The 18,154-nt window shown below is 70.6% G+C and carries 13 protein-coding genes; 4 read left to right on the forward strand and 9 right to left on the reverse strand.

What is annotated here, in order from left to right; all coding sequences use genetic code 11:
* Positions 1-10: 10 nt before the first annotated feature.
* The 8 genes from FB559_RS04320 to FB559_RS04355 all read right to left on the reverse strand — a co-directional run bounded on the left by FB559_RS04320 (position 11) and on the right by FB559_RS04355 (position 8,868).
* Entirely contained in the window at positions 11-841 is an 831-nt protein-coding gene (locus tag FB559_RS04320; protein ID WP_246121346.1) for a M55 family metallopeptidase, read from the reverse strand.
* A 67-nt stretch (positions 842-908) separates the two neighbouring features.
* Complete coding sequence (locus tag FB559_RS04325; protein ID WP_185792036.1) at positions 909-4,256, reverse strand: phosphodiester glycosidase family protein; 3,348 nt, start codon at positions 4,254-4,256, stop codon at positions 909-911.
* Between the two features lie 296 nt (positions 4,257-4,552).
* Positions 4,553-4,726, reverse strand: a complete 174-nt coding sequence (locus FB559_RS04330; protein ID WP_141953513.1) for a DUF397 domain-containing protein — start codon at positions 4,724-4,726, stop codon at positions 4,553-4,555.
* Positions 4,710-5,636, reverse strand: a complete 927-nt coding sequence (locus FB559_RS04335) for a helix-turn-helix domain-containing protein (protein ID WP_141953515.1) — start codon at positions 5,634-5,636, stop codon at positions 4,710-4,712. Before FB559_RS04335 ends, FB559_RS04330 begins: the two co-directional genes overlap by 17 nt.
* A gap of 303 nt (positions 5,637-5,939) precedes the next feature.
* Positions 5,940-6,326, reverse strand: a complete 387-nt coding sequence (locus FB559_RS04340; protein ID WP_141953518.1) for a hypothetical protein — start codon at positions 6,324-6,326, stop codon at positions 5,940-5,942.
* A 13-nt stretch (positions 6,327-6,339) separates the two neighbouring features.
* Positions 6,340-7,155: a heavy metal-binding domain-containing protein gene (locus tag FB559_RS04345; RefSeq protein ID WP_221639885.1), complete on the reverse strand. Its 816-nt coding sequence runs from the start codon at positions 7,153-7,155 to the stop codon at positions 6,340-6,342.
* 3 nt (positions 7,156-7,158) lie between these two features.
* A complete protein-coding gene (locus tag FB559_RS04350; protein WP_141953520.1) occupies positions 7,159-8,028 on the reverse strand; it encodes a heavy metal-binding domain-containing protein in 870 nt (289 codons plus the stop codon).
* A gap of 60 nt (positions 8,029-8,088) precedes the next feature.
* Positions 8,089-8,868, reverse strand: coding sequence for an enoyl-CoA hydratase/isomerase family protein (locus FB559_RS04355; protein WP_141953524.1), 780 nt, complete (start codon positions 8,866-8,868; stop codon positions 8,089-8,091).
* Between the two features lie 209 nt (positions 8,869-9,077).
* On the opposite strand from FB559_RS04355, the gene FB559_RS04360 reads away from it, so the two are divergent.
* The 4 genes from FB559_RS04360 to FB559_RS04375 all read left to right on the forward strand — a co-directional run bounded on the left by FB559_RS04360 (position 9,078) and on the right by FB559_RS04375 (position 15,386).
* Positions 9,078-10,076: an SCO2583/SCO2584 N-terminal domain-containing protein gene (locus tag FB559_RS04360; RefSeq protein WP_141953526.1), complete on the forward strand. Its 999-nt coding sequence runs from the start codon at positions 9,078-9,080 to the stop codon at positions 10,074-10,076.
* 75 nt (positions 10,077-10,151) lie between these two features.
* Positions 10,152-13,142, forward strand: coding sequence for a DEAD/DEAH box helicase (locus tag FB559_RS04365; RefSeq protein ID WP_141953528.1), 2,991 nt, complete (start codon positions 10,152-10,154; stop codon positions 13,140-13,142).
* Positions 13,142-13,954, forward strand: coding sequence for an SWIM zinc finger family protein (locus tag FB559_RS04370; protein ID WP_141953530.1), 813 nt, complete (start codon positions 13,142-13,144; stop codon positions 13,952-13,954). The genes FB559_RS04365 and FB559_RS04370 overlap by 1 nt, the downstream gene beginning before the upstream one ends.
* A 169-nt stretch (positions 13,955-14,123) precedes the next feature.
* Positions 14,124-15,386, forward strand: a complete 1,263-nt coding sequence (locus FB559_RS04375; RefSeq protein WP_141953532.1) for a hypothetical protein — start codon at positions 14,124-14,126, stop codon at positions 15,384-15,386.
* A 59-nt stretch (positions 15,387-15,445) separates the two neighbouring features.
* Here FB559_RS04375 and glgP read toward each other — a convergent pair whose 3' ends face one another.
* The gene (glgP, locus tag FB559_RS04380) at positions 15,446-18,043 is read right to left on the reverse strand and encodes an alpha-glucan family phosphorylase (protein WP_141953535.1); all 2,598 of its coding nucleotides are present in this window, start codon (positions 18,041-18,043) and stop codon (positions 15,446-15,448) included.
* Positions 18,044-18,154: the final 111 nt, after the last annotated feature.

Below are 18,154 nucleotides of genomic sequence, written 5' to 3' on the forward strand. Positions count from 1 at the left end.
CCGTGAAACCCTAGCCGTACTGCGCGCCCGTGCAGCCGACGCTCCCCCCGATGGTGGCGAGGATGCCGAGCACCGCCATGATCTCGGTGTAGTCGTCGCTGGTGAACTCCACCGAGCGCGCGCCCGCGCGCTTGACGCCCGGGATCATCGCGCAGGACTCGGCCATCGAGGTGGACGCCCAGTCGATGCCGAGCGTGTACGGTGCCGGCACCTCGTAGGGCCGGAGCCGGTCCAGGCTCCGCAGGGCGCGGGCGGCGGCCTCGCCGATCAGGCTCTGCGCGCGGCCCGGTGACAGCAGCTCGGCGGAGTAGCGGTCGATGCCCTTCTTCACGGCGACCGTCTCGACGTCGCCGAGCAACTCCCGCGCCTCGGCGCAGGCCGCCTCGTCGCCGGTGACCAGGGCGACGGGTACGCCCATGGAGCCGGCCAGCCCGGCGATCAGCCGGATCTCACCGCAGATCTCCCCGTTGAGGTACATGTTCTGGATCTCATATCCCATCCACGTGTGGTTGAGCACGCCGTGCGGCACGCCCGCCCGCGCGTGGTAGCCGACGAACATCGCCGCGTCGTGCGAGGGGCCGATCCCCTGGCCCATCCGCAGCGGGCGGTACGGCCCGCGGATCAGGGTGCAGCGCTCGTCGATGAGGTCGGCGCGGATGTTCTTGGTGCTGCCGTGCGCGTCGGTGACCACGACCTCGTCGGCGCCGGCGACGAACGACCCGCGTACCGCCGCGTTGGCGTCGCCGGTCATCAGCTCGCAGCCGCGGTCATAGCCCCGGCCGCCGGCACGCATCTCCTCGGGGTCGGTGAGCCCCGAGACGCCCTCCATGTCGACGGACACGAACACCCTCATACGGCGAACCCCCTCGCGATACGGCTCGCTCGACCGTACCGCGAGGGGGTTCGGCTCAGCGGGTGACGGTCAACGTGAGCCTCCCGGTGACGCCTCCGCTGACGACCGAGACGGTGGCGGCGCCCGGGCGGTGCGCGGTGACCGCGCCGGTGACCGCGTCTACCGAGACCACCCGGGGGTCGCTCGACGTCCACACGTGCGAGGCCGGATCGGCGACGGGCATGGTCAGCGGCGGCAGGTCGTCCCCGCCGACGGCCGTGCCGGTCGCGGCCAGGGACGTTCTCGCGCCGGTCTTCAGTGTCCCTGGCCCGGTCACCGCGATGGAGGCGAGCACCGGCTCGACGGTGAAGCGGAACTCGCCCGACGGCGTGACGTGGATCAGGCCGAAGTGGTAGAAACCGCCCTTGTCCGCGCTCGCGTACGCGGGCATGCCCAGGTCGGCGAAGGTGAGCTGCGGCACCCCGTCCGCCGACGGATGCCCGAGCGGGTCGAGGATCTGCTCGGCGAAGCCGCGCGCGTGGCCGTACAACATGATCACGTGCGTGCCGCGGTGTGTCTGCTGGTACTTCTGGATCAGCCGGAGGTACATCCGCGCCTCCCACCGGTCGCCGAACTGGCTGTTCGCCTCCGGATGCGGGTCGTACGCGGGCTCGTGCGTCACGACGACCAGCGCCTTGGACCGGTTCGCGTCGAGCTGCTTCACCAGCCACGGGTACTGCGGCCCGGCGGGTGACTGGTACGCGTCGGAGGACAGCAGGCCGCCGTGGGCGCTGTCGGTCACGATCACATCGGCGGCCCCGGCGGTGTACGCGTAGTGCGTCTCGCCGAAGGCCTGCGCGAAGTTCGCGTTCTCCGGCAGCACGCCCTGACTGATCTCGTGGTTGCCGACGGCGTCGCGGTACGGGATCCCGAGCGCGTCCATCTTCTGCTTCGCGTACGCGAGGTCGGCGGGCTGCCCGTCGTCGGACATGTCACCGAGGAACTGTGCGCGGTCGGCCTTGGGTGCCCGCTCGGCGATGGCGTCCATGACGGCGCTGCTCGCCGAGCCCGGGCCGGCGGCGACCAGGTGGGCGTCGTCGCCGGTCAGGAGCGTGGCGCCGCTGTTGCCGAAGGCCTTCGTACTCTCCTCATACGACAGCCAGGACGGGTTCTCCGGGATCGCCGTGTACGGCGGGGCGGTCGCGGGGCGCGGAGAGTAGAGCGCCTGCAGGCCGCTGACGTTCAGCGTGCCGCTCATCGTCGTCGCCGCGTTGATGCCGAGGAAGTCGATGAAGCTGATCTTGAGCGGGAACTTCAGCCCGGCCGGCAGCTGTGCGACCGCCAGCCGCCAGTCCTTCCAGGTCACGGTCGTCGGGTAGAGCGTCGTGGTGAGGCCGTCGGCGCCGATGTAGGACTCGGCCAGGTTGATGCCGCTGCCGTCACCCTTGATCCACAGCCCGATGCCGGTCGGGTTCTTGCCCTCGTCGTCCGCCTTGGCCTCCAGCGTCGTCTTCGAGGACAGGACGAGCTGCTTGACGCCCGGCCCGGCCGGCACGTTGTAGGTCAGCCGCATGGATCCCGGCGCCGTCGACCCGGGTGGTACGACGCCGTCGGCCTCGGTCAGGTCGGCGGGCTGTCCGGTGGTGTTGCGCAGGTTCCAGCCGCCGGGGTCACTCATGTCGTCGATGAGCGCCGACACGCTGCCGACCGCGACCGTCGTGCTCGCGCTCTTACCGCCGGCGGTCGCGGTGACGGTGGCCAGTCCCGACCCCGTGGCCGCCGCGGTGAACAGGCCGTGCGCGTCGACCGTGCCCAGGTTCGCCGGGGTCACCGTCCAGTGGGCGGTCTCGGGCGGGATCGGGATGGCGCCGTTCCCGGTGACGGTGAACTGCTGGGTGGCGCCGTTGACGGCGTCCGGCTCGTCCGGGCTGATCGCGACGGAGTCCAGCCGGGACAGGACGTGCAGCGGCTGGGCCGTGGTGGCGTGGCCGTCCTTGGCGACGATGACGCCGTCGCCGGTGCGGTTCACGGTGAGCCGGCCGTTCTGCCAGGTGGCCAGGGACGACGGTTCGACCTTGACCTCGGGCGTCCCGGTGGCGGGGTTCCGCGCGGCGTCCGTGGCGTACACCGGCACGTCGACGGTCGCGCCCGGCACGGTGGTGACGGGCTTGCCGTCGTTGATGACGATCTTGCTCGCCGGGCCCGCCGCCTTGGCGGTCGTGTAGAGGAACAGGCCGTTCGCGACCGCGCGCTCGTGGCCGTCCGACGGAGCGTTCATGATCGACAGCTTCGTGTCGCCCGGTTTGCGGGCGACCAGCTCGCTGGAGCCGCCGCCGTCGAACAGGATGGCACTGTCCGCGCCGTGCGCGAGCAGGTAGCCGGTCGCCTCGTCCGGGGTGACGCCGGACGCGACGGACTCGCCGGCGCGTCCGTCCAGGACCACGAACGTCGCGTGCCTGCCGTCCTCGCTCAGGCCGACGGCGGTCTCGGGGTTCCGGGCGGGGTTCGCGCCGCCTGGCGGGGTCCCGGCCGGGTCCTTGTACGCCTTGCCGTCCCTGACCAGCACGGTCGCGCCGCTGATCATCTCTTTCAGGTCGGGGGTTTTCTCGCTGATCTTCAGCGTGTCGCCGGGGTGCACGGTGGCGGACAGCCACTGGCCGCCCGCTCCGGCGCCGGCCAGTCCTTCCGTCCCGGCGGCGAGGCGCGGGATCGACGTGACACCGGTCGTGACGGTGTCGACGGTCAGGGTGCCGCCGGCCGCGCGCCCTTGGACGAGCGTCGCCGCGGGTACGGCGGTCGGTCCGCCGAGGTCCGGGGTGAGCCTGCTCACGCCGCCCGCGCCGACGTCGGTGACGGTGTTGACCGAGGTGACGGCGTGGCTCGCCTCGCCGTCGGTGACCGTGCCGCTGTAGTCCTGCGGGCCGATGACCATGCTGCCGTCGGGCCTGACCCCGAGCTGGGCGTTGAAGCCGGGCTTGGGCGTCTTGAGCAGGCGGCCGCCGGCGATGATCCCGCCGGTCGGGCGCCCGGTGGCGTTGATGTCGAAGTAGTCGCCGTTGATCCCGGCGACGGCGCCCGTACGGGTCCCCATCGAGGTGAGGGTCTCGTCGGACGGGTACGTGATCTGGTCCCCGGCCTCGACCGCGCCGACGCGTACGTTGCCGTCGGCCAGGTCGACGTCGAGCACCTGGCCGTGCTGACGGCCGCCGACGGCGTCGTAGGTCTCGGAGTGGGCGTCCACGCCGTGGGTGACCGGGACCTGCGGGGTACGGCTCTGGTCGACGACGACCGGCCAGAAGTCCGGGGTCTCCGGAAGCCAGGCCCCGGCCGCCGCGTGGGCCTGCCCCGGGGGTCCGATGGCCGTGAGGGCCGCCGCGAGCACGGCGGCGAGGGTGATCCTGCCGAGACGATTCGCCGCGTGCACGGCGCCTCCCATGAAGTTCTCAAAAGCCGCGATGTGGCTCACAAACCACAGCAGGCAATGATTTACGGGAAGCGACGGGTGATCGGCAAGTTTCCTACGAACTGATGGCCGCCCGTGGTCAAGCCTCTTGCTTCGCCCGCCGGCGCATGGACCTGGAGGTCAGGATGCGAGTCGGCCGACGGCGCGCGGGGCCCGCTTGGCGGGCCGCCTTGAAGACCAGCGGAGAGTTGCACGGCCGCCGCAGGGCGAGTGTCCCATGTGGCCGCGATGACAGCTGGAGGTCCCGCACAGACCCATTAAGGACGACGCTGCGCCCGGAGACCCGCGAGGCTTTCCACAGAGGCGTCCGTTTGTCCGGTGCGAGGATTCTCGCTGTCGCGCAGGCAGTTGCCCCCGGAGAGGTTCGCAACTTCTACACAGTCGCTGTTCTCGAGGCCCTGACTCCGGCTCGACTTACGCCATTGGATCATGGCGGATGACCTCCATGGTCTGTTCTATCAACCTTCGCGAGGAGTCTTCGGGAAGTGCCTTGGCGCTTATGCCGTCGTACCGGTCCTGGAAGGTCTCCACCTCGGATGCTCCTTGGGCCAGTCTTCCACCGCCGACCGCTTCCGTATATACAAGATCCGTTCCGCCTACTCTTATGATCTTGAAGGCTCCAGGCATCCCCGGATGTGCGCCTGCGGTCTTGGGCAGCACCCGAAGGCTGACGTTGGGCATCTGCGAGACCTCTAGGAGCTTGGCCAGTTGCCGATACAGCACGTCCGGACCGCCGACGTGCCACTCAAGGACCGGCTGAGCGAGCAGGATCCAGAGCCTCGGCGCACTTGCTCCGGTTAACCTCTCCTGCCGAGCCATACGCTGGGCGACCTTCCCATCGACGTCCTTCACGTCGAACGAGAGGAACAGCGCCCGTGCGTACTCTTCGGTCTGGAGCAGACCAGGCACCACGCTCAGCTCATACATCTTGAGTGAGGTGGCCCGGCCCTCAAACTCAAGGTGCGCCTTGAACCAGTCTGGATCACCAGCATATGTGGCGTAATACACCATTATTCCGAACAGGCCGCCCGTATTCCAGGCGGCGTCGAGCTTTTCCGCCTGATCGAGCGCAAGCTTTGCCTGACCAGACTCAAGTCGGGAAATGCTCGACCGTGCGCAGTTCAGCAGCTCCGCCAATGCGCCACCTGACCATCCGTGCTGGCGGCGGAGAAACCGCAGGTAGTAGGCGATGAAATCATACATCGAGGATCTTGGATTGGGTGATTCATTCATCGCTATTCTCCAGGTGTAAGGGTTCTCGAAAGTTCCAAAATTCCAGAGAACATAGCGAAAATACCGCGCAAGAGCCAAGCCATTCACCAGAAGCTGCAGATCGGCCACTGAAGCCGACGAATAAATCCCGCTTCGCCCAGATCATCAGGGCGATGCAAATTGCATCAGCGGAAAGACGGCCCCGGCCAGTGCTGCGAACACACCGCTTGGCAAAGGCCGTCGGGGGCCCACTCCCGAGGCGCGCGAGGCGAGCCGGTCGGAGTGGTTCAAATCAATACGGGCATCGGAGTACCCCAACGGGGTCATCCACAGCCATCCCGCCTGCCTACCGCCAACGCAATGTCGTGCCGGCCGATGAGGGTGGCCCGTACCCGAGGGGGACCATGCTCGGACGGCGGCGGCAGCCGCGGGTCAGGTGCCGGCGACCAGGCGGCGTAGGGCCTCGGCGGCGCGGGCGCTGGCATCGGCCTGGGCGACGAGTTCCCGTGCCAGGGCCTGGACCCACACGTCGAGGGTCACCTGGTCGCGGGACAGCACCACGCCGCGTACCTCGTGGTGGATCTCGGCGACCGGCCGGCCGCCACCGGCGAGGAACAGGGTGCGCTCGCCCAGCCGGACCACGATGCGGCTCGGGTGACCCTCCCGGCCCTTCAGCCGGTCCGAGAGGCTGCGCTCGTACTCGACCTCGACGCTGCCGGGCGGCAGCACGTCGGCCAGGGTGACCGTGAGCACGCGTGCGTAGGTGGCGACGTCGGCCGCGTCCTGTCGTAGCGCGGCGGCCACCATGTCGAAGTCCATGATTACCAGTGAATCAGCGGTCGAGGCCGAGCACCATCTGCGGCTTGGCGATCACATGGTCGGCGCGCAGCGGGCGTACGGCGGTGCCGATGGCGAAGAACTCCATCGTGTGACCGCCCCACTGGTGGTGGAACTGGTCCAGGAACACCCCGACGATGCCCTCGGCGTGCAGCGCCTGGCCCTCGGCCTGCATGCGGCTCATCGCCAGCTCCCGCGCGTCGTACAGGGCCTGGGTGAACTCCGGGATCTCGACGTTCTGCCCCATGTTGCCCAGCACCGACCCGAGCCGCCGGTGGGCGACGTGGTAGACGCAGGTGCCCATGACCATTCCGACCGGGGCGTACCCCGACTGGATGAGCGTCCAGAAGTCCTGGCCGTTCAGGTCCGAGGTGAACGGCTGGTTCTTGTTGTTGCGCCAGTTCTGCGACGTGTCGTCGGCCTTGACCGCGGTGCCGATCGCGATGAACTCGGCGATGTCGCTGCCGAAGTCACGGAACTCGACCCGCAGGCGTACACCGACGATGCCGTCCGCGCCGAGCTGGTCGGCCTCGGCCTCCATGCGGGTCATCGCCAGCTCGCGTGCGTGGTACATCGCGCTGGAAAGCTGGTCGAGCTCCATGTTCTTGCTCCACCGGCCGACCTGGATGCCGACGTGGTAGATCGAGCTGCCGAGCACCAGGCCGAGCGGCCGGAACCCGGCCTCGCGTACGAGGAGGAACTCGTTGACGGACAGGTCGCTGGTGAACAGCGACCCTGGCTTGCCCGGCCGCAGCTCGGCGAGGCGTGCCATCGCGTCGGCGGGGACTCCCTGGGCAACAGGATCGGTCATCTGTCACAACCTCATGATCGTCAGCGATGAAGGCGGGTGGTGGGCGGTGCGGAACTCGGCGATCGCCGTGCCGATGAGCGTCGTCTCGACGATGTGGTCGCGCTGTTCGTCGTTGTAGGAGCACTCGCGTTCGCGTACGTGGAACTCGATGTCGGACACCACGACCCCGTCGGCCCCCGTGCGCGCGGTGTCGGCGAGGAAGTGCGCGCGTGCCTCGTGCCGGGTGACCGAGACCAGCTCGGTCCAGCCCGCCACCTCCTGGGCGGGGGCGAACGTGCCGGTGGACCAGCCGGTACGCCAGTCGTCGTGGCGTACGCCCACCGAGGCGCCCATCACGAGGTCGACCGGCACCCAGCCGCTCTCGATCAGCTTGGCGAACTCCTGGCCGCTCAGGTGGGACATGAAGACACGGCCGGGCCGGACGTTCCCGACGGCGCGTACGGCGGTGCCGACGGCCTGGAACTCCAGGTGGTGCGCAGCCCCCTGGAACGGCGCGATGGTGAGCTCGACCGCCACGACACCGTCGCCGCCGAGCGCCGCGCACTCCGCGGCCATCCGGCCCATCGCGACGTGGCGGGCCTGGTAGAGCGTGTCGATGTAGGTGCTGAAACCGCCCCATGCGCTCTGCATGCCGGACGTGACGGTGCGCGACGTGCCGGTGCCGAACAGGCCGGTGCTGTAGCCGCAGTAGGTCGGCGCGCGGTACCACCACCCGAGGTTGTGGACCGTGCTCCCCATCACCTGGCCGACCGGCTCGAACCCGCGGGAGCGCAGGCCGGCGAACTCGCCGACGCTCAGACTGGAGGTCCAGGTGCCCCCTCGCCTGGCCTGGTTGAGCCGGGCCTGCGCGGTGGGCGGCAGCTGCTGGGTCACGCTCCCCCCTCATGGACGACTACAGGACATGTGACGTGTGAGTGACCCCAGAGGTTCCGCTCAGCGGCCGGTGAACTCGGCCTTCCCCGGACCGTCCTCGACGAAGCTGCGCATTCCGATCTTCTGGTCCTCGGTGGCGAACAGGCCCGCGAAGTGCAGCCGCTCGATCTCCAGGCCGGTGGCGAGGTCGACCTCCAGACCGGCGTCGACCGCCTCCTTGGCGGCCCGCAGCGCGACGGCCGGGCCGTTGGCGTACCGGGCTGCCATCTCCTTGGCGGCGTCGTACACCTGGTCGTCCGGTACGACCTTGTCGACGAGCCCGATGGCGAGCGCCTCGTCCGCCTTGACGTGCCGGCCGGTGAAGATCAGGTCCTTGGCACGAGACGGGCCGATCAGCCTCGGCAGCCGCTGGGTGCCCCCGGCACCGGGGATGACGCCGAGCTGGATCTCCGGCTGCCCGACCTTGGCCGACTCGCCCGCGACACGAAAGTCGGCGCACAACGCGAGCTCGAGCCCGCCGCCGAGCGCGTACCCGGTGATCGCGGCCACCACCGGCGCGCCGATCCGCGCGACGGTGTTCAGCGCGTTTTGGAGGGCACGGCAGTGCTCGGTCGTCTCGGCGTACGACAGCTCGGCCATCTCCTTGATGTCGGCGCCCGCCGCGAAGACGCGCTCGCCGCCGTAGAGGATGACGGCGCGTACGGCCGGGTCGGCGTCGGCGGCGCGGGCGGCCTCCGCGAGCTCGTCACGCAGCTGGGCGTTGACGGCGTTCATCTTCGGCCGGTCCAGCCGGATCGTCGCCACCGCGCCTGAGACCTCGAGACGTACGAACTCTCCCACTGCCCCTCCAGAATGATCGACTGCGCTGGCCGCGAGCCTAACGCCCGCCTTCCCACCGGCGGTCCGTGCGGTGGTTCCCGTACCGCCCCGCCGGTCGGCGGGCGCCGCCGGGACAATCACAGAGCGAACATTCGGCGCATATCCCCCGCCGGGGATCGGGTGATCGCTATATTTCACCGGCTCATCGAACGATCATGAATGGAACCGCCATGTCCGGTGAACCCGAGGCCCCGATGTTCGACGACGACTTCATCAAGGGCGCGTCGTTCACCGAACCGTCCGCGCGGGAACGCGCACGCCGCCCCGGACGGCTGGAGCGCCGCCGGATCGCGCGCGCCGCCGGACGGCGGACGCGGCGCGACGGGTCGCGGATGAAGACGGCCGTCACGGTGCTCGCCGTCGTGGTGGCGATGGCGCTGGTCGGCGCGCTGGCGTGGAAGGTCCGCGGTGGCGGTGCCCTCTCACCCGAGACCGCCTCCGTCAAGAAGGGCCCGGTCCCCGCCATCGGCGCCGCGAACCCGTTCGAGGGCTCTCCTGCCGCCTCGTACGCCGACGGTGCCGCCGGGATCGTGCCGCCGCCCGCGAAGCCGGTGGGCGCGTTCTCAGCCCGCAACGTGGTGGCCGCCTACGCGAACACCGGACATCTGCTCGCCGCCTCCGCGCTGGACCGCCAGACCCTCCTCGGCGGCAGCCCCGACGCCTTCGCCGCCGCCGTCGGGCCGGACGAGCGGCCCGACTTCGTGAAGCGCCTGAACGACCACGACACCGGTCAGCGGACCCGCGGGTGGCTCGTCACCTTCGCGCCGCACACCGCCGAGCTCGTCGGCAGGACCATCAAGGTCGACGGCGGCATGTCGGCGCATCCGGTCACGCTCCAGGGCGCGCACGGCGTGGGCGTCCGGTTCGACTACCTGTTCGTCTACCCGATCCAGCGGCCCGGCGCGCCCCGTACGCTCGAACGGCTGGTGGCGCGGGTGAGCGGAGAGGTCTTCTACTACCTGCGGAGCGGCACGATGCACATCCACATCGCCGACTGGTCCGTCTCCCCCACTCCCGCGCGCTGCGACGTCCGCGACGGGTTCATCCACCCCTCCTACGGTGACTCGGCGCCGGAGAAGGCGGCCCCGTCCGGGCGGCCGCTGGACCCGTACGACCGGTCGGACCCGGAGCCCAAGAACGGAAAGTGCCTTCGGTCAACCGGCACCTGACCGGCGGGCCGGCGCGCCAAGATGGACGGACCCTCCTGGTAACTTCGCCGGGTCGGCGACGTTGGGAGCACGGGCATGCTGGTCGCGCACGCCACCTGGCACGGTGGTGCGCTGTGCCTGTGGGCCGAAGATCCCGCGCTGCCCGACACCAGCCGCGTACGCGTGACCCCGAAACCGCACCCGTTCGCCGCCGCCGACCTGCACGGCACCTCCTACGCGGCACTGACCGCCGGGGCCATGCGCGTCGAGCTGACGCTGCTGCTGCCGGGCTCGGCCGCCGGTCCCTTCCCTTCTCCGGAGCTGGCGCGCGAGCCGTCCTCCCGGCGGCCGGCCCCGCATCCCTGGCGGGTGCCCGCGCTGGCCCTCGACCCGTTCGCGGCGATGGCGCTGCTCGGCTCGGCCGACGACGCGGAGGACATCGTGCGCGGGGCCGACCTGCGGTTCTTCGCACTCGTCGCCGACGAGGCGATGCACCTGGCCGAGCGCGGCCGGGTGCTGCCCGCGCTGGTCCGCGAGGACGGCGACCTGACCGCACGATGGCGGCCGGTGATCACCGGCGCCGACGCCGAGCGCTTCCGTGAGCTCGCCCGCGCGATGCCGCCGGCCTGCCGCGCGGCCGGCGACGGGCGTGCCGCCGCCGAGGTGCTGCTGGAGGCGCTGACCGGCCTGGCCGACGCGACCGTACGCGGCATCGTCCCCCACCCTCTGCTCGCCGAGCGCACCGGCCGCGTCCCCGACCGGCTGCCCCTCGCCGAGCGCTGGGCCGAGGCCCTGACCGGCCCCGACCCCGCGGTCGCGCGCGAGCCCGGCGACGACCCCGGCGCCCTCGCCGCGGAGCTGGACTCCTGGGCGGCGGCCGCGCTCCGCCCGTCGGGCCCGCTGCGCGTCTGCTTCCGGCTCGGCGAGCCGCCGCAGGACGATCCCGGCGGCCCCTGGACGGTGCAGTTCGCACTACAGGGCACCGACGACCCGAGTCTCTACGTCCCGGCCGGCGCGATCTGGACCGGCGACGCCGCCTCCGTGGCCGGCGCCGAGGAGACGCTCCTGGCCGGCCTGGGACGTGCGCTGCGCCTCTACCCGCAGATCACCGAGGCGCTGCGCGTCGCCACGCCGACCAGCGTCACCACGGACGCCGAGGGTGCGTTCCGCTTCCTGCGCGAGTCCGCGCCGCTGCTGTCGGCCGCCGGGTTCGGCGTGCAACTGCCGCAGTGGGCGGGCCGTGCCCGGCTGGGCATGAAGCTCACGACCCGTACGAAGACCGATCCGGGGGCCACGGTCTCGTCCGGGTTCGGCCTCGGCGACCTGGTGGACTTCCGATGGGATCTGGCGCTCGAGGGCGAGGACCTCACCGAGGAGGAGCTGACCGAGCTGGCGCGGCTGAAGGCCCCGCTGGTCCGGCTGCGCGGCAAATGGGTCGAGCTGGACGACGCCCAGCTCACCAAGGCGCTGGAGTTCCTGAGCCGTGGCCGTGCGGGTGAGATGAGCGCCGCCCAGGCCGTACGCGCCGTGATCCACGCGGGCGACGACACCCTGCCGCTCATGGAGATCGACGCCGACGGGGGGCTGGGCGATCTGCTGTCCGGCCAGGCCGACCGCCGCCTGGAGCCGATCCCCACGCCGGACAGCTTCGAGGGGACGCTGCGCCCGTACCAGGAGCGCGGCCTGGCCTGGCTGGCCTTCCTCGACGACCTGGGTCTGGGCGCGGTGCTCGCGGACGACATGGGCCTTGGCAAGACCACACAGACGCTCGCGCTGCTCGCGACACGGGCGCCCTACCGGAGTGAACGCGGGCCGACTCTGCTCATCGGGCCGATGTCGCTCGTCGGCAACTGGCAGCGGGAGGCGGCGCGCTTCACGCCGAAGCTGCGGGTCTACGTCCATCACGGCGGCGGCCGGCATCGCGGCGAGGAGCTGGAGGAGGCCGTACGGGGCGCCGACCTGGTGCTCACGACCTACGGCACCGCGACCCGAGACCGGGAGGCGCTCTCCGCCATCGCATGGGACCGGGTGGTCTGCGACGAGGCGCAGGCGCTGAAGAACAGCGGCACCCGGCAGGCCCAGGCGGTGCGGAGCATCCCGGCGCGCGGCCGGATCGCGCTCACCGGCACCCCGGTCGAAAACCACCTGACCGAGCTGTGGTCGATCATGGAGTTCGCCAACCCGGGGCTGCTCGGGCCCAGGCAGGCGTTCCGTGAGCGGTTCGCCACGCCGATCGAGGCCCACGGCGACGAGGAGGCCGCGGCGGCGCTCGGCCGGGCCACCGGGCCGTTCATCCTGCGCCGGCTGAAGACCGACAAGACGATCATCACCGACCTGCCGGACAAGCAGGAGATCAAGGTCTGGTGCAACCTCACCCCTGAGCAGGCGTCGCTCTACCAGGCGACCGTCGAGGACATGCTCGACCGCATCTCCGCGAGCTCGGGCATGGAGCGGCGCGGCCTGGTCCTGGCCACCATGGCCAAGCTGAAGCAGGTCTGCAACCACCCCGCCCACCTGCTCAAGGACGGCTCGCGGCTTCCTGGGCGCTCGGGAAAGCTGGAGCGCCTGGAGGAGATCTGCGCCGAGGTGGTCGCCGAGGGCGAAAAGGCCCTCGTCTTCACTCAGTACTCCGAGTTCGGCACGATGCTGCAGCCGCACCTGGAGGCCCGCCTCGGCCGGCCGGTGCTGTGGCTCCACGGCGGCACCACCAAGCGGCGCCGCGACGAGCTCGTACGACGTTTCCAGGAGGACACCGAGCCCGCCGTCTTCCTGCTGTCGCTGAAGGCCGCCGGCACCGGGCTCAACCTCACGGCCGCCAACCACGTCGTCCACGTCGACCGCTGGTGGAACCCCGCGGTCGAGGACCAGGCCACCGACCGGGCGTTCCGCATCGGCCAGACCAAAAACGTCCAGGTCCGCAAGTTCATCTGCGTGGGCACCATGGAGGAGCGCGTCGACGAGATGATCGAACGCAAGAAGGCCCTGGCCGAGCGCATCGTCGGCACCGGCGAGGGCTGGCTCACCGAGCTGTCCGTCGCCGAGCTGCGCGACGTGGTCCGCCTCGGGCCCGAGGCGGTGAGCGCCTGATGCCCATGTACGGTCCCCCGCGCCCGGTCGAGGGCGGCATCCGCGCCCGCACCGAGCGCGGCACGATCGGCGAGGAGTGGTGGTCGCGCCGCTTCATCGACGTGCTGGAGTCCTTCGCCGACTCCGGGAGGCTCGGCCGCGGCCGGTCGTACGCGCGCAAGGGCCAGGTGGTCGGCCTGAAGGTCGACGCGTACGAGGTGACGGCCCAGGTGCAGGGCTCGCGCGAGGAGCCGTACGACGTGGCGATCGGCATCGACGTCATCGACGAGCCGACCTGGGAGGCGATCGAGGAGGCGCTGGCGTCCCAGGCGGTGTTCCGCGCGCGGCTGCTGGCCGGGGAGATGCCGCCGGAGATCGAGGACGTCTTCGCCGCGTTCGGCATCCCGCTGTTCCCGGGAGCGTCCGGTGACATGCACATCATGTGCAGCTGCCCCGACTGGGGCGAGCCGTGCAAGCACGCCGCCGCCGTGCTCTACCTCCTGGCCGAGGCCTTCGACGACGACCCGTTCCTGATCCTCACCTGGAACGGCCGTACCCGCGAACGGCTCCTCGCCGGCCTGCGCCGCCTGGACTCGGCCGAGGCCGCCGCGACCGCCGACCCGCTGGAGATCGAGGAGACGCCGCTCACCGAGCGTCTGGACGACTTCTGGACCCCGGCCGCGATACGCGACCGCCCGCCCGCTCCCCCGATGCCGCCGGGACTGCTGCTGAAGCTGCTCGACCCCCCGAAGGTCAAGGTGCGCCGCAGGGATCTCACCGACGTGCTGCGCCCCGCGTACGACGCGCTCGGCGAAACCCGGGGGCCTGCGTGAGGACGCGCAACGACACCCGACGGATGTCAGGCATTTTGAACTGACCACTTGAGGCAGGATCCCCACATAACCGCCATTAGTGACGTAAGAAATGCACGACGGGAAAGATCGTCGCGACTTACAGGGGGTCCTTTTCTTGCGTCGCATCGGGCTAGTTCTGCTGAGTGCCGTGCTGCTGGCACTCGGAATCACCACACCGCACACCGCGTTCGCCGCGGATCAGCCGGTCGTCAACTGGGCGAACAGCGACCCGGACGACCTGGGCGTCCTCCGGGTCTCGGTGACGTCCGCTCAGGCGATCACACACTTGACGGCCCACATCATCTCGCCGAAGACCGGGGCCGAGGTCGCGGCCACCGACGACTTCGTGCTGCGGTCGGGCACGGCCGAGAACGGTGAGTGGGCCACACGTGACACTTTCAAGCTCGACCAGCTGGACAATTACCCGGTCACGGTCGACGCCACGGCCTCGGACGGCGGTCAGGTCACCGCGCGGTCCATCGGCTATCTGAGCTACTACGCACAGACGGTCTTCGATCCGTTCACGGCGAACCGCACGGCGGTGAACTACGCCCACCGCGACGTCATCGTGCGCGGACGGCTGTCGAGCCGCTCGCCCGCGACCCGCGAGCTCACGCCGTTCGCCAATGCGCCCGTCGGGCTCAGCTACCGGATCTACGGCCGGAACGGAAACGGCGACGACCACTTCGGCTCGGTCCAGCTGACGACCGACGCCCAAGGGCGGTTCTCCTCCACCCAGACGCTGACGGGGGCCGCCGACTTCGACGCGCTCTACGACTACCGGAACGACTTCCCCGGCTATCTCAGGGGCAGTTCGCCGACGCTGCGGATCGGCGTGAAGCAGGCTCCGGTACGGGTGACCGCCGTGTCCGACCCGCGCCGGGTCGTCCCGGACGCTCAGATCACCGTGTCCGGCCAGGCCACGTGGAAGTCCCCCACCGGATGGCAGCCCCTCGCGGGGGCACGGCTCGGCGTGGGGCCGCAGGAGGTGACCACGGGGAGCGACGGGCGCTACTCCGTGACCATGGTTCCGTACAACACGGGAGACATCCCCGTGTATTACACGACGCAGGACCCGTTCGTGGCCGACGCCACGGCGGCGGCCGCGGTCATCGTCGTCCAGCCGTCGGTCATCTCCGAGTTCGAGGCCGAGCGCGGCGTCGACGCCGGAGCGGTCAATGTGCGGGGGAACCTCTACTTCCCCGGGCTCGCCTCTCCGGGTGATCCGCAGGTCGACATCCAGTTCTCGCTCGACGGCACGACCTGGCACCGCAGGGCGACGCTGCCGGCGAACTCCTCCTTCTCCACGACGATCCAGGAGACCCGCCCGGGCTACTGGCGGGCACACTACCGAGGCGGCCGGTACTTCCAGCCGTCCGTCAGCGACGCCGTGTACGCCGACCCCCGCTAGCGGGGACGAGAGTGGCCCTGACCCGGCCGAAACCGGGTCAGGGCCACAAGCGAACCGTGTTACCGCAGGTCGCCGTTGGTCATTCCGGTCGGGGCCGGGGGAAGGGCGACCAGGCCCATCTCCGCCCTCGACGCGAACAGCTCGTGCTTGGGCACGACGCGGACGCTATAGCCGAAGGCGCCCGGCCGGTTGAGGGGGACCTCGCCCGCGTAGCGCAGCCGGCCGCCGTCGACGTTCTCGACCTGGGTCAGCTCGAGGTAGGACGGGTCGACCAGCGTGTCGGTCTCCCCGACCCGGCCGTACACGACCTCCACCGCGACGTCGGAGGGTTCGAGGCCGCCCAGCTCGACCGTCGCACGTACGGTGAGGCCGGTACCCAGCTGCGGGCTCTGCCCGGCACCGCTGGACTCGACGTGCTCGACCGTGACGTTCTGCCACAGTTTGGCCACGCGCAGCTTCCACGCGGCCACGGACTTCGCGGCCGCGTGCTCGTCGGCGGCCAGCAGCCGCCCGGAGACCGCGGCGGGCGCGTACAGGTCCAGGACGTAGTCGCGGAGCATGCGCCCGGCCAGCACCTTCGGGCCCAGAGAGGCCAGGGTGTGCTTGACCATCTCCAGCCAGCGGCGCGGCAGGCCGTCCGCGGCACGGTCGTAGAACAGCGCCGCGACGTGGTCCTCGATCAGCTCGTACAGGGCGTTCGCCTCGACGTCGTCACGGCGGTCCGGGTCGGCGGCGCGGTCGGCCGACGGGATCGACCAGCCGTTGTTGCCGTCGAACCACTCATCCCACCAGCCGTCGCGGATCGACAGGTTGAGCCCGCCGTTCAGCGCGGCCTTCATGCCGGACGTGCCGCAGGCCTCCAGCGGGCGGAGCGGGTTGTTCATCCACACGTCGCAGCCCTGGACCAGCGACTGGCCGAGCGCCATGTCGTAGTCGGGCAGGAAGACGATCCGGTGGCGTACGGCGGGGTCGTCGGTGAACCGGACGATGTCCTGGATCAGCCGCTTGCCGCCCTCGTCGGCCGGGTGCGCCTTGCCGGCGATGATGATCTGCACCGGCCGCTCGGGGTCGAGCAGGAACGACTTGAGCCGCTCGGGGTCGCGCAGCATCAGGGTGAGCCGCTTGTAAGACGGCACGCGGCGGGCGAAGCCGAAGGTCAGCACGTCCGGGTCGAGGACGTCGTCGATCCAGGTCAGCTCGGCGTCGCTGGCGCCGCGCTGGTGCCAGGACTCCCGCAGGCGACGGCGGGCGTCGAGCACGAGGCGTTCGCGCAGCGTACGGCGGATGCGCCAGATCTCCGGCTCGGCGACCTTGGCGACGGCGTCCCAGCCCTTGCCGTCCTCGACGACGCCGGGCAGCTCGCGCCGGGCGAGCTCGATGACCTCAGGGGCCACCCAGGTCTCGGCGTGCACGCCGTTGGTGATCGAGCCGATCGGCACCTCTTCGGTGTCGAAGCCCGGCCACAGGCCGCCGAACATCTCCCGGCTGACGGCGCCGTGCAGCACCGAGACGCCGTTCACGCGCTGCGCCAGGCGCATGCCCATGACGGCCATGTTGAAGACGTCGGGGTCGCCCTCGTCGTAGGTCTCCGCGCCGAGTGCCAGGATCCGGTCGGTCGAGACGCTGGCGGCCTCGTTGTCGGTGCCGAAGTACTTCTTGATCAGCTCACGGGGGAAGCGGTCGATGCCGGCCGGGACGGGCGTGTGCGTGGTGAACACCGTGCCGCCGCGGGCGGCCTCGACCGCCTCGTCGAAGGTCAGGCCCTTGTCGTCGATGTACTCCCGGATGCGCTCCAGGCCGAGGAAGCCGGCGTGGCCCTCGTTGGTGTGGAAGACCTCCGGCGCGGCGTGGCCGGTGGCCTGGCAGAACTCACGGATCGCCCGCACGCCGCCGATGCCGAGCAGCATCTCCTGCAGCAGCCGATGGTCCGTTCCACCGCCGTACAGCCGGTCGGTCACGTCGCGCCCGGCCGGGGCGTTCTCCTCGACGTTGGAGTCGAGGAGGAGCAGCGGCACCCGCCCGACACTGGCCACCCAGACCTGCGCGTGCAGCTTCCCGCCGTCCGGGAGGCCCACGGCGACCCGTACCGGCGCCCCGCCCTGCTCGCGCAGCAGCGTCAGCGGCAGGCCGTCGGGGTCGACCGGGGGGTAGTGCTCCTGCTGCCACCCGTCCGGCGACAGCGACTGGGCGAAGTATCCGTGGCGGTAGAGCAGCCCGACCCCGATGATCGGCACGCCCAGGTCGCTCGCGGTCTTGAGGTGATCACCGGCGAGGATGCCGAGGCCACCGGAGTACTGCGGCAGCGCCGACGCGATGCCGTACTCGGGGGAGAAGTAGGCGATGGCCGACGGTACGTCGGACAGGCCCTGGTACCAGCGGGGGGCGGTGACGTACTCCCGTAGCTCCTCTACGGCGTCGCCGAGGGCACGCAGAAAGCGCCGATCGCCGGTCAGGGCGGTCAGGCGTTCGGCCGAGACCTCTCCGAGCAGTCGCATCGGATCATGGCGCGTCGTTTCCCAGAGCTCCGGATCGACCGATTCGAACAGGTCGAGCGTCTCAGGGTGCCATGACCAGCGCAGGTTGAGGACGAGCTCTTCGAGCGGCTGAAGCGGCTCGGGCAGTACCGTGCGTACGGTGAATCTCCGGATGGCCTTCACGTGGCGCGACACTAATCGGTAGGGGGCCATGCTCGCGACCCAAATCCGCACAGCCGCCCACACCTTGGACCTATGTTTGCCGCTCCGGGACGGCCAAAAGCCCGAGAGTGC

Source organism: Actinoallomurus bryophytorum (assembly GCF_006716425.1).
GTDB classification, from domain to species: domain Bacteria; phylum Actinomycetota; class Actinomycetes; order Streptosporangiales; family Streptosporangiaceae; genus Actinoallomurus; species Actinoallomurus bryophytorum.